A 13,147-nucleotide genomic window follows, 5' to 3' on the forward strand; every position below is an offset into this window, starting at 1 on the left:
ATCTACATAGGGCAATATGCCAATAAAGAGGTTAATTTGCTCGGTCCAACGATGTTGGACCCTACACCTGTAACTCAAAATTTTCATAATAATTAGTTAGAAATAAAGGAAAAAATATGAGTTACACGGTAGGGGCGAACACCGTTCGCCCGTTAAAAAGTGTGATACCTATGGGATTTTTGTCCTATTTTCAGATTATAAATTTATAATATCTACATAGGGCAATATGCCAATAAAGAGGTTAATTTGCTCGGTCCAACGATGTTGGACCCTACACCTGTAACTCATAATTTTCTTATACTTTATAGTTAGAAATAGAGGAAAATTTCAGCCATGATGATATTTTAAACAAGTTTAAAATATCAACCACTCCTTTCGTCACCATTCGGTGACACTTCCCTCAGCGAGGGAAGCAAAATAATTTGTACAAATATAAAATTAGTACGCAATTTTTAAATAGTACAGACTTTATAAATTGATACAATTTATAGTAAAAACAAAGGCTCCCTCAGACGAGGGAGGTGGCGAATTTGTTTCAAAGAAACAAATTTGACGGAAGGAGGGAAAAATTATAAATTAGATGAATTAATCGGTTACTATCTAATTAACCTATATTACATAATCATCCTCACAAACCCTAATTTATCAAATTTATCTTTACCAACAGACAAAATTGAAAACCCCTAATTTATACAACTAATCTAGACCAAAAATTCACATAACAATAGGGAGTACAATGTACTCCCTAAATTATTACATTAATTTCAGATTATTTATATTTTACTAGGTCTAGAGAACCAGAAGATAGTTTAACGTTGATTTTGTTACTGCCTTTTTTATAAGTTGCAGTACCCTTATCATTATCCAGTGAATTATTAAGGTCAAATTCACTATCAATACTGCCTGAACTTTTTTCGTAACTTAACTTAAAGCCGGTAATTGTGTCCGGAATAATATAATCAACACTACCGGAAGAAATATCAATATCAGAATATTTTGGAACACTTTCGCTATTGATTTCAACACTACCACTTGATACTTTTACCTTAGTTTTATCGAAATTACCTTGTAAAGTAGTATCACCTGAACCTGAAACAGTATCTAAACTTTTGACAATAACATTATTACCATCAATTGAACCACTGGAAACATTTGTTTTTAGTTCATCACAAGTTAGGTTTACCAAATTTACACTACCACTTGAAATATAAGTTCTAAGGGACTTACATTTTAGATTACTAAAATCACAATCACCTGATGACATATCTAACTGAATATCATTAATGCTTAAATCTGACTTCATAGATACTGAGCCTGAACCAGTCTTTATTGTTAAATATTTTGTACCGTCATAAACAGAACTGTCTATTTTTGATTTATCATACTTATAATAAACATCATCAGCTAAATAAATATTAGTAGTCTGATTTAAATATCCAAACAAGCAAAAACCACTATTGGGATTAGTAGTAATATTCACAAATCCTTTATAATACTTTGTTAATTTTGTATCTTTATTTAAAGAACCAAAATATCCTCTGTATTCACAATTGTATTCAACATAGCTATAATCAGTAGGACTTTTATAGAAATTAACATCACCACTACCATTCTTTAAGTCTATAGTGTGAATACCATCATTTGCATTACAATCGAATTTTGTTATTTTTGTAAACTTACCATTTTGTCCGAAAACAGAAGAAACACAAAGAATTAACAGAAAGACACAAAAAATTGAGCCTACAATAATAATTGTATTTCTAAAAATATGGCTTTCTTTCTGAGGTTCTACTGTAGTTACTGTTGCACTATAACCATCTTGCTCAATATTAATATCTTCTTGTGGATGATTTTTTCTATCTATAATATTGGCTATATAATAGAATAAAGGAATTGTTAAGAACAATAGCCACATTGGATGCCACAAGTTAGTGTACAAACCTAACACTAAGTATATCCAAGTAATAAACACCGGATAACAGAAAATATTTACTTTCTTTTTCTGTATAGCCTTTACCGTTGTGTAATATAGTGGAATAACTAAAAACCACAACCAGCTAGTTACCCAACCACCTAAAATATCTAAGAATCCAAATAAGAAGAATGCCACAACTGAAACTAACCAAATTGGAAACTCCATTGCAGGATTTTTCTTGCCATTCTTTTTGTAATCTTTGTCACCATATATATGACCGTTTTCATCGGTATAGACTTTTTGTTTGCCACTTTCATCGACAACATTTATGCCGTTACGGTCAATATGTACCTTTGCACCGTCACTACTGTCTACATGAATACCGTTTCTAAAACTTATATCAACTTTGTCTTTACCGTCATCAACATGGATACCGTTTTTAAAAGATACTTTTGCTTTTGTTTCTTCATTAGTATCATTATTTTCCGTTTCTTTTTCAGTATCAGTTTGGGTATTTTCTTCAGTTTTATTATCTTCTAAATCTTGCTTATTTCTGTTTAAGATTTCTTCAGGGTCACCTGTCAAAAGTTCATCAAGAGTTACTCCATATACCTTTGCCAATAGAATAAGGTTGTCAGTATCAGGTGAAGCCTCTGCTCTCTCCCACTTACTGACAGCTTGCCTACTGACACCAATTTTTGATGCTAATTCTTCTTGACTTAGACCACTTTTCTTTCTATATTGCAAAAGTATGTTTGCCGTTTCAATATTCATAAACGCCCTCCTTTTTTGATGAGTTCATTATACATTTTTGTCCTTTGGTAGCACAACATATTCTAGTTTGCAATTACGCAACTATTGGTTGCATTGGCTTAAACACTGGGCTACAAGGGTTTTACAAAATGAATATTTCTGCTGACTTCTTTAAAGCCTGTAGCTTTATGGAAATGTTCACCGGCTACATTATCCACAGAACAATCTGATGCAAATTCAGTACAACAGTGTTCCTTTGCCCATTTTTCGCACATATTTATAAGTGCCTTTCCTACACCTTTCGAAGTGTATTCTTCCTTAACTGCAATTCCCTCAAGGTAAGCTACAGGCAATGTTTTTGTCCCCTCAATATATTCAAACCTTAACCCAACTGTTGCAAACCCTATATAAATATTATGCTCCTCTGCAACAAACATTACAGAGGAGTCATTGTCCATATTCGAGAACTGCAAGTACAAGTCAAGGGAAGATTTTACTGAAGTCCATACACTTTGCACTAAAGGTAAAATTCCGTCTAAGTCACTTGATTTTGCTACACGAATATTCATTAATATTCCAGTCCTTTAGTTGTCTTTAGGAACTGATAGAACTGATTGTAGATTTTCTCTACACCACCAACAGAGTCACTTTCAATATTAAGTGGCATAATAGGGTCATGTACAGAAAGTCTTAATAAGAACCAACCGTCACCATTTTCTTTATCAAATGATACTCTGATGCCTTCTCTGTTATCATCTGCAACAATCCAATTAGTTTCATTTTCAGCATACTTTTCAAGATCGGCAATAATCTTTTCACCACACGCTCTGAAATCTTCTTCAGTAATCTTAAAACGAATTTCCTTGCTTTCAGCAGGTTCTTTAAGGTCCTTAAGCATCATATCAATTGTTTTGTTTTCCTTAGCAAGTTGAGCCATTTTAATAATAATCTTTGTACATAGATAAGCACCATCATCAAGGAAGTAGTTTTCTTTCATAGCTGCATGACCTGATGTTTCAATAGCTAATGGGCAGAACTCACCATTGTTATTTAGTTCAATACCCTTATCAATAACATTCTTGTAGCCTCTTCTATATCTATAGTGCTTACCGCCAAGGTGATTTTCAATAAAGTCCTTTAGACCTGATGAAGTTACTGAGTCAGTAACAATAGTACCACCGTCAGTACCTTCAAGTGCAATAGCTGATGCCAGAGCTACAAGTCTGTTTCTGTTGATTTCTTTACCAAAGCTATCTACTGCACCACCTCTGTCAACATCAGTATCAAAGATAACACCTAAATCAGCTTTGCTATCTAATACTGCCTTAGAGATTGACTCCATAGCAGTTTTGTCTTCAGGGTTAGGAATATGATTAGGGAACATTCCGTCAGGATCAAGGTAAACTGAGCCTTCTGTGTCAGCACCAAGAACTTTTAGCACCTTGTCAGCATAGAATCCACCAACACCGTTACCGGCATCTACAACGATTTTAAAGCCCTTTAAAGGGTGGTCATAGTCCTCAGCATTAACACCTTTCTTAATAATATCACATAGGTGGTTGCTATATCTTGACATATAGTCCATTTCTTCTACAGTACCGTTATCAGTAATTTCAGGCTTTTTATCATCCTGTGCATACTGTAAAATTTCTTCAATATCACTTGCTTCAAGTCCACCATTAGGAGTAAAGAACTTTAGACCGTTTCTGTTAAATGGATGGTGAGATGCTGTAATCTGTACTGCACCGTCACAACCAAGGTCAACAGTAGTCATAAACATTGATGGTGTTGATGATAGGTTAGTGTAAATTACCTTTACACCGGCTTTCTTAAAGCTATCTATAACATCATTTGCAATTCTTTCGCCACTAATACGGCTATCTCTACCGACTGAAATTGTCATTTCACTTGCCTTTTTATCAGCTACCTTTTCCAGCCATAGTACAAAGCCAAAAGCCATTTTCTTAACAACATCATCAGTTAGGTTAACATTTTGACCTTCAACACCCTCTGATGCTACACCACGAATATCTGTACCACTTTTGAAGTTTTTATAAAAATTATCAAGCATAAAATATACCCCTTAAATTAATTTTCTAAAACTATTATACAATATAACAAAGTTCAATACAATAAAAATAAGTATATAATTTCACCTATTTTTAGTATTGTAAAGAGTTTTTTGAAAAAATTTTTTATTTTATTTTTACTTAATTTTAGTCGGTTATAACATAAAAAAAGCCCATTGTAATGGGCTTTTTCGGTGTTTTTATGGTTTTTTATTCTGGAACAGAAAATTTCATTTTTGTAATTTGTATGATTGTTCAAATTTATTTTCTTTTAGGGAATAAATTTGATAATATTCACTAAAATAATTTACACGAACTTTAACTAGTTAAAATTACTGTTAAATGTTTTGTAGCATATTGCACAGTAATCGTACATTGTAATTGTACAGTTTTGATATTTAGTAGTCACCTTGTACAAAGAAAGTAGCAATTATTTGTTGACATTCACTAAAGAATATGTATAATAGTAAGTGTCAAGTAAATAGTCCACTTGATATCGCAAACATTCGTTAGCGATTCATTCACAGCCAAATGGTAAATGGCAGCACGAAAAATCGTATATAATTTAAGGAGGAAAATTTTATGACACCTATGATCAATCTACATGACATTGATGTTACCAAGTTCCTTGCCGTGCTCGACACTTGCGAAGGTAATGTATATCTAATTACTAGCGAGGGAGACCGTTTGAATCTAAAAAGCAAACTATGTCAGCTCGTTGGTTTAACAAAGCTAATCGAAGGCGGCAAAATCGCAGAAGCTTGCATTTATTGTGATAACAAGAATGATGAAAGCAAATTATTCAGATTCAACCTACTTGGTGATACAGGTAATGCTGAAATTGCTTAATCAGTAACATTGATAACAAGTCGCGTTTAGAACGCATTAATTTCAAAAATCCTTAACAGAAAAGGCACTCAGCTGAGTGCCTTTTTTGCTATGCAATTTAATACATAAATATGGAAATTGAAATAAAAATTATTTATAATCAAATTCATCCGGATGATTTTTCTTGAAAATGTCAAAGATTTTCTGTACCAAATCATCGTCATCAATACCGGTATAAACCTCTTCTTGGTCATCATAACTGTCTATCTTAAGAATAGTTAAGTCCTCTACATCCTCAACATTCTCAATTAAAACAGCATATTCATCATTTTTATAGTTAATAACATCAAGCAACTCAAACTCAGTTTCATTGCCTAAATCGTCTTCTAAAGTGAAAATTACATTCTTTTCCATAGTATCCTCCTAAAAAGTTATATAAATAGTGTACAATACTTTAAATAAAATTGCAATAATCCTACCCTATTTCTGCTATTCTGTTATTATCTTATACACAAAAGGTCTGCTACATAGTAACAGACCTTTTAGTTTTTTATTTAATTATTTCTTTAGCTTATAAACTGCAACAGAAGCTACTGAACCAAATAGTAGTGCTAAAACTACTGCAGTATATGTATCTGTATCACTTGTTTTAGGTGAACTCATTTCTGAACCTATTTCATCGGAAGTTGACTCTTTTGGTGCAAGATTACCACTAGAATAAGCCATTTCATCATCTGTAGCTAGATTGTCCTCATCATCCTCATCACCATGTTCCCTGTAATATTCATCAGCAAGGTCATCATCATGTCCATCCATATCAACGAAATCTTCATCGTTAAAATCTTCATTTTCAGTTTCATCCTGATTAGTTACAAGGGTAGTTTCATTATTATTTACTTCATCAGCACTAAAAGAATTAATGCTGAAAGCAAACATAGAAATCATCATCAACACTGTAACTAAGCACATTAATTTTTTCATTATAAACACTCCTTAGATAATAATAAATTAACCTCTGTAATAATTACATTTACCGTTTGCACCGTTATTAGAGAACTTAACCTTGCTATATGAGATACCTTTCTTGTATGCACCGATACCGTACTTACCACAATTTGCAATCTTACCACCTGTTACTTTACCGGAACAGTTGTAAGAATAAAGGCCAAATTCTTTTGCATTAGTAATATTTGTATTTTTCAAAGTAATTTTACTGTTCTTACTTGCAATACCATGCTTAGTTTTTGCTTTATCAAGTGAACAACCGACAAATGTAACATTGACACCTTCAAGATAAATATGTTGCTTATATGAATTATAAACTGTAGTATTTTTGAAAGTAACTTTCTTGCTATTCTTACATAGTATACCACCATTAAAGTTCTTGATTTTGTTGCCATTAACAGTTACATTTTCATTTGGCTGATCCGGAAAGCTATCCATAGTTAGTCCATAGTAATCTGATTTTTGGTTGCCGTTAAATGTAATTTTATTGTTAGAAAATGTTGAGTTTCTGATGCCTTTATAAAAGACAGCAGTCATATTCTTAACGGTAATGTTATTTTTAGTGATTGTTAAACCATTAATTCTGTGGTCACCTTTTAGATAGCCTTGATAACCGGATAGTCTGTTTGCTGAGTTAAGACCTTTTTTATAAATTGCAGGTTTTGAAATTTTGTTACCGTTAATATACAAAGCTCTGCTATCCTTAGATTTTGGTCTATTAATTGTAATTGTATTACCTGAAATAATAGAATTGTCCTTAGAAGTATTAACCTTTAAATTCCAATTATTTACAACATATGTGCCGGTATAGCCTGTATAATTAGGCTTAGAATTTACAAACAAAATACCTGAGCCACAGTTTAGAATTTTGTTATTCTGAATTTTGCTATTTCTATAATTAATAGCACCGATTGCATAACTCTTAATATTCTTGAAGGTATTGTTAGTAAACTTCATATTTGTAAAATAACAACCATCAATACTATTGTGAGAACCAATACCTCTGCCTAAGTTTGTAAAATTACATCTATCAACAGTTACATTTTTGTTTTGGTATTTATCATATTTGCCGATAGCAGTCGTTTCATATAGGTTTACATCAAGTTGTAAAGCCTCTTCATGCTCATAGTAATCATTCTTATTTTTATGAGCCTTAAAGTAGCATTTATGATTCTTAAAGTTAACCCTAGAAATTGTTAACCCATTAACAGCACCTGCCTCAATCATATGACCTTCAAGGTCATTTTGAATTGTCATATTTAGGAACTTAACATTCTGAGAATGGTTTACTTTAAATGTGCAGAAGCCTGTGTCTTTACTTCTAACATTACCATCCCAAATGCCACCTTGAATAGTAATGTTTCTATAATAATATTCTGAAGCAGAAGAACCCGGTTTGCCTACTCTAAATGTTGTTCCACCATCACCTGCAGGTAAATTACGAATAATTTTTACATTTTTATCAACAACAATCATAGTGTTTGAATAAATACCTACAGATTGATTAATTCTTAAATCCTTTGTAATATGTATTTTATAAATATGATTAGCAGTACCTTTGTCTTTTGCATTTAGCAATGCTTGTTGAAAGTCTGAAAAACTACCGTTAGAAATTGTTTCATCATATGCAGTAGCACCTTCTACAGTTTGAAAGCCAAATAAAGTACATATCATTGATAAACATAAACACAACGGTATAATTTTCTTAAATATGTTCATAATTATCCCTCCTAATATATTGTAACTACATTTTACCACTTATATTTTTTACTGTAAATATTTATTAAAACAACACAATAACTTTGTGCAAAGTGTATTACAAGAATATTACCACTTTGTATAATTTCACAACAAGAATTTATAATTAATAAGAAATGAACGCAAAAAGTCCCTTGTCAAAAGACAAGGGACTAAATTACTTAGGTAAATAATTATATTAAGTTATAATTATTCGTTGATAGATGTAACAGCACCTGAACCAACTGTTCTACCACCTTCACGGATAGCGAAACGAAGACCTTCTTCGATAGCGATAGGAGTGATTAGCTCAACTGACATTTCAACGTTATCACCAGGCATGCACATTTCTGTACCTTCTGGAAGTGTGATTGTACCTGTTACGTCTGTTGTTCTGAAGTAGAACTGTGGACGATAGTTGTTGAAGAATGGAGTATGACGGCCACCTTCGTCCTTTGTTAGAACGTAAACCTGGCCACTGAACTTCTTATGTGGGTGAATTGTACCTGGCTTTGCAAGAACCTGACCTCTTTCGATTTCAGATCTCTGAACACCTCTTAGAAGTGCACCAACGTTATCACCACATTCAGCATAGTCTAGAGACTTTCTGAACATTTCAAGACCTGTAACAACAACCTTACGGATTTCGTCTGTTAGACCAACGATTTCAACTTCATCATTTACGTTGATAACGCCTCTTTCAACTCTACCTGTTGCAACAGTACCACGACCTGTGATTGTGAATACGTCTTCAACTGGCATGATGAATGGCTTATCAGAATCTCTTTCTGGAGTTGGGATGAATTCGTCAACAGCATCCATTAGTTCGTGAATACACTTGTATTCAGGAGCATTTGTATCTGTTGATGTGCTTGTTAGAGCAAGATATGCTGAACCCTTGATGATTGGAGTGTCATCGCCTGGGAAGTCATATTCGTTTAGTAGGTCACGGATTTCCATTTCTACTAGTTCTAGTAGTTCAGGATCATCAACTTGGTCAGTCTTGTTCATGAATACAACGATGTATGGAACACCAACCTGACGAGATAGAAGGATGTGTTCTCTTGTCTGTGGCATAGGACCATCAGCAGCAGAAACAACAAGGATAGCACCGTCCATCTGAGCAGCACCAGTGATCATGTTTTTAACATAGTCAGCATGGCCTGGGCAGTCAACGTGAGCGTAGTGTCTCTTATCTGTTTCATATTCAACGTGAGCTGTGTTGATTGTAATACCTCTTTCTCTTTCTTCTGGAGCCTTATCGATATTAGCATAATCAACGAAGTCTGCTTCACCGTTTAGGTTAAGAACCTTTGTGATAGCAGCTGTAAGTGTAGTTTTACCATGGTCAACGTGACCGATAGTACCAATGTTTACGTGTGGCTTATTTCTTTCAAACTTTTCTCTTGCCATTTTTATAATCCTCCTTAGATTAAAATCTTGGTAGTTATTATTGTAACAATTTTTTAATAAAATTGCAACCCTTTTGTTGATATATAATCAACAAAAGAGTATTAATTTATAAGATATTAGTCTTCAGACTTCTTATTACGCTTTGACATAATGTCTTCAGCGATTGACTTTGGAACTTCCTGATATGTGTCTGGTTCCATTACGTACTGACCACGGCCCTGAGTCTTAGAACGCATATCAGTAGCATAACCGAACATTTCAGATAGAGGAACATGAGCGTTGATACGCTGAGCATTACCAACAGCTTCCATACCCTGAATCTGACCACGACGAGAGTTAAGGTCACCGATAACGTCACCCATATACTCTTCAGGAACAATAACTGTAACCTTCATTAGTGGTTCAAGTAGAACAGGATCTGCCTTCTTCATAGCTTCCTTGAAAGCCATAGAACCGGCAATCTTAAATGCCATTTCAGATGAGTCAACTTCATGGTAAGAACCATCATATAGTTCAACCTTACAGTCAACTACATTGTAGTTAGCTAAGATACCTGACTGCATAGCACCCTGGATACCTTGGTCAACTGCTGGAATGTATTCCTTAGGAATAGCACCACCAACGATAGAGTTAACAAATTCGTAGCCCTTGCCTGGGTTAGGAGAAACACGAATCTTAACATGACCGTACTGACCTTTACCACCTGACTGACGAGCATACTTCATATCAACATCTGCATCAGAACGGATTGTTTCTTTATAAGCAACCTGTGGTGCACCGATGTTAGCTTCTACCTTGAATTCTCTTAGTAGTCTGTCAACGATAATTTCTAGATGAAGTTCACCCATACCGGCAATGATTGTCTGGCCTGTTTCTTCATCTGTATATGCCTTAAATGTTGGGTCTTCTTCTGCAAGTTTTGCAAGAGCAATACCCATCTTTTCCTGACCTGCTTTTGTCTTAGGTTCAATAGCAACTCTAATAACAGGTTCTGGGAATTCCATTGATTCAAGGATGATAGGGTGCTTTTCGTCACAAAGAGTATCACCTGTAGTAGTATTCTTTAGACCAACAGCAGCAGCAATATCACCGGCATAAACTGTATCAATGTCTTTTCTATGGTTAGCATGCATCTGTAGGATACGACCAAGTCTTTCGTTCTTATCCTTTGATGCGTTGTAAACTGTCTGACCAGCATTAACAACACCGGAATATACTCTGAAGAAACATAGCTTACCAACGAATGGGTCAGTTGCAATCTTAAATGCAAGAGCTGCAAATGGTTCATCGTCAGAAGAATGTCTTACATCTTCTTCACCTGTGTCTGGGTTAACACCCTTAATTGATGGGATGTCAACAGGAGCTGGCATATAGTCAACGATAGCATTAAGAAGTAGCTGTACACCCTTGTTACGGTATGAAGTACCACAAGTTACAGGTACCATTTCGTTAGCAATAGTAGCCTTACGAATAGTCTTCTTAATTTCGTCAATTGTTAGTTCTTCGCCTTCGAAATATTTTTCCATTAGAGCGTCATCTAGTTCTGCAACAGAATCGATTAGCTGTTCATGGTATTTCTGAGCGATTTCCTTCATATCTTCAGGAATTTCTTCTTCTCTAATGTCTGTACCGTCATCATTGTAATATACTTCAGCCTTCATTGTAACTAGGTCAACAATGCCTCTGAATGTATCTTCAGCACCGATTGGTAGCTGAATTGGAACTGCGTTACAGCTTAGTCTGTCTTTCATCATCTGAACAACTCTGTAGAAGTCAGCACCCATAATGTCCATCTTATTTACATAAGCCATTCTTGGAACATGATAGTTATCAGCCTGTCTCCAAACTGTTTCTGACTGTGGTTCAACACCACCCTTAGCACAAAGTACTGTTACAGAACCGTCAAGTACACGAAGTGAACGTTCAACTTCAGCAGTGAAGTCAACGTGACCAGGTGTGTCGATGATGTTGATTCTGTGATCCTTCCAGAAACATGTAGTAGCAGCAGATGTAATTGTTACACCACGTTCTTGTTCCTGAACCATCCAGTCCATAGTAGCAGCACCATCATGTGTTTCACCAATCTTATGGTTAACACCTGTGTAGTACAGAATTCTTTCAGTAGTTGTAGTTTTACCGGCATCAATATGAGCCATGATACCGATATTTCTTGTCATTTCAAGTGAAACCTGTCTTGCCATGGTTAATATCCTCCTTTATAAGTTATTTCTAATAAGTCCTGCTATTACCATCTGTAATGAGCGAAAGCCTTATTAGCTTCAGCCATCTTATGAGTATCTTCACGCTTCTTAAATGCGCCACCTGTACTGTTGATAGCATCAAGGATTTCACCAGCAAGTCTTTCTTTCATTGTTCTTTCTGAACGCTGTCTTGAATATGCTGTGATCCAACGAAGACCTAGAGTCTGTCTTCTTTCTGCTCTAACTTCCATAGGTACTTGGTAAGTTGCACCACCTACACGACGAGCTTTAACTTCAAGAACCGGCATAACATTTTCCATTGCGTTCTCGAATGTTTCTAGTGGATCGTTACCTGTCTTTTCCTGGATGATGTCGAATGCACCGTAAACGATTTTCTGAGCAACACCCTTCTTACCATCAAGCATAACGTTGTTGATTAGACGAGTAACTAGTTTTGAATTATACATTGGGTCTGGCAAAACATCACGTTTTGCGATTGAGCCTCTTCTTGGCACTTTACTTCCCTCCTTCACAATATTTGAGATATCATAGGTACTCGAAAGCGACAAACTTCCGTACTGCCAACAGAAACTCTATAATCTATATAAAGTCTGCTTTTGCAGTAACTATTTAACATAAAAGTGTTAGTTTGTCAATTCCTTATTTACCTGCTTTTGGGCGCTTTGCGCCATACTTTGAACGAGCCTGATTTCTGTTAGCAACGCCCTGAGCATCAAGTGTGCCACGAACGATATGGTAACGAACACCAGGTAAGTCTTTTACACGGCCACCACGGATAAGAACAACTGAGTGTTCCTGTAGGTTATGACCAACACCAGGGATATAAGAACTAACTTCAATACCGTTTGAAAGTCTTACTCTGGCAATCTTTCTAAGAGCTGAGTTAGGCTTCTTTGGTGTAGCAGTTGACACTTTAGTACATACGCCTCTCTTTTGTGGGGAAGCATTATCAGTAGCCTGTCTCTTCTGTGAGTTCCAACCCTTTAAAAGAGCAGGTGCCTTTGCCTTCTTTTCAGTAACTTCTCTACCCTTGCGAACAAGCTGGTTAAATGTAGGCATTTTTTTCCTCCTTCTTAAATTATTTCGGTTTTTCCGATATTTTAGCACGGATTTTACTGTAATTTTACGCAATTACCCTATTCCACGCTTACCGTCATTCTATCACATAAGTTACAACATTGTCAATAATAAATTTCATATTTTTT

At 35.0% G+C, this 13,147-nt stretch carries 11 protein-coding genes; 1 reads left to right on the forward strand and 10 read right to left on the reverse strand.

What is annotated here, in order from left to right; genetic code table 11:
- Positions 1-769: 769 nt before the first annotated feature.
- The 3 genes from WMO18_RS01485 to WMO18_RS01495 all read right to left on the reverse strand — a co-directional run bounded on the left by WMO18_RS01485 (position 770) and on the right by WMO18_RS01495 (position 4,739).
- Complete coding sequence (locus WMO18_RS01485; protein WP_367286245.1) at positions 770-2,689, reverse strand: helix-turn-helix domain-containing protein; 1,920 nt, start codon at positions 2,687-2,689, stop codon at positions 770-772.
- Between the two features lie 110 nt (positions 2,690-2,799).
- On the reverse strand, positions 2,800-3,237 hold the full coding sequence (locus WMO18_RS01490) for a GNAT family N-acetyltransferase (protein WP_211147591.1): 438 nt from the start codon (positions 3,235-3,237) through the stop codon (positions 2,800-2,802).
- Entirely contained in the window at positions 3,237-4,739 is a 1,503-nt protein-coding gene (locus WMO18_RS01495; protein ID WP_211147592.1) for a phosphohexomutase domain-containing protein, read from the reverse strand. The genes WMO18_RS01490 and WMO18_RS01495 overlap by 1 nt, the downstream gene beginning before the upstream one ends.
- A gap of 580 nt (positions 4,740-5,319) precedes the next feature.
- Here WMO18_RS01495 and WMO18_RS01500 point away from each other — a divergent pair.
- Positions 5,320-5,586 (forward strand): hypothetical protein, encoded by a 267-nt coding sequence (locus WMO18_RS01500; RefSeq protein ID WP_211147593.1) that lies wholly within the window; start codon positions 5,320-5,322, stop codon positions 5,584-5,586.
- A gap of 129 nt (positions 5,587-5,715) precedes the next feature.
- On the opposite strand, the gene WMO18_RS01505 is transcribed toward WMO18_RS01500, so the two are convergent.
- The 7 genes from WMO18_RS01505 to rpsL form a co-directional block, all read right to left on the reverse strand.
- On the reverse strand, positions 5,716-5,979 hold the full coding sequence (locus WMO18_RS01505) for a DUF1292 domain-containing protein (protein WP_022504809.1): 264 nt from the start codon (positions 5,977-5,979) through the stop codon (positions 5,716-5,718).
- Between the two features lie 144 nt (positions 5,980-6,123).
- Positions 6,124-6,546: a hypothetical protein gene (locus tag WMO18_RS01510; RefSeq protein ID WP_211147594.1), complete on the reverse strand. Its 423-nt coding sequence runs from the start codon at positions 6,544-6,546 to the stop codon at positions 6,124-6,126.
- Between the two features lie 27 nt (positions 6,547-6,573).
- Positions 6,574-8,289, reverse strand: a complete 1,716-nt coding sequence (locus WMO18_RS01515; RefSeq protein WP_367286246.1) for a right-handed parallel beta-helix repeat-containing protein — start codon at positions 8,287-8,289, stop codon at positions 6,574-6,576.
- A 228-nt stretch (positions 8,290-8,517) separates the two neighbouring features.
- On the reverse strand, positions 8,518-9,720 hold the full coding sequence (tuf, locus tag WMO18_RS01520; protein WP_138157103.1) for an elongation factor Tu: 1,203 nt from the start codon (positions 9,718-9,720) through the stop codon (positions 8,518-8,520).
- A gap of 116 nt (positions 9,721-9,836) precedes the next feature.
- Positions 9,837-11,921 (reverse strand): elongation factor G, encoded by a 2,085-nt coding sequence (gene fusA / locus WMO18_RS01525; protein ID WP_211147596.1) that lies wholly within the window; start codon positions 11,919-11,921, stop codon positions 9,837-9,839.
- 44 nt (positions 11,922-11,965) lie between these two features.
- A complete protein-coding gene (gene rpsG / locus WMO18_RS01530; protein WP_211147597.1) occupies positions 11,966-12,436 on the reverse strand; it encodes a 30S ribosomal protein S7 in 471 nt (156 codons plus the stop codon).
- A 145-nt stretch (positions 12,437-12,581) separates the two neighbouring features.
- Positions 12,582-13,001, reverse strand: coding sequence for a 30S ribosomal protein S12 (gene rpsL, locus WMO18_RS01535; RefSeq protein ID WP_022504815.1), 420 nt, complete (start codon positions 12,999-13,001; stop codon positions 12,582-12,584).
- Between the last annotated feature and the right edge of the window lie 146 nt (positions 13,002-13,147).

The organism is Ruminococcoides intestinihominis (assembly GCF_040096285.1).
In the GTDB taxonomy this organism is placed as follows: Bacteria; Bacillota; Clostridia; order Oscillospirales; family Acutalibacteraceae; genus Ruminococcoides; species Ruminococcoides intestinihominis.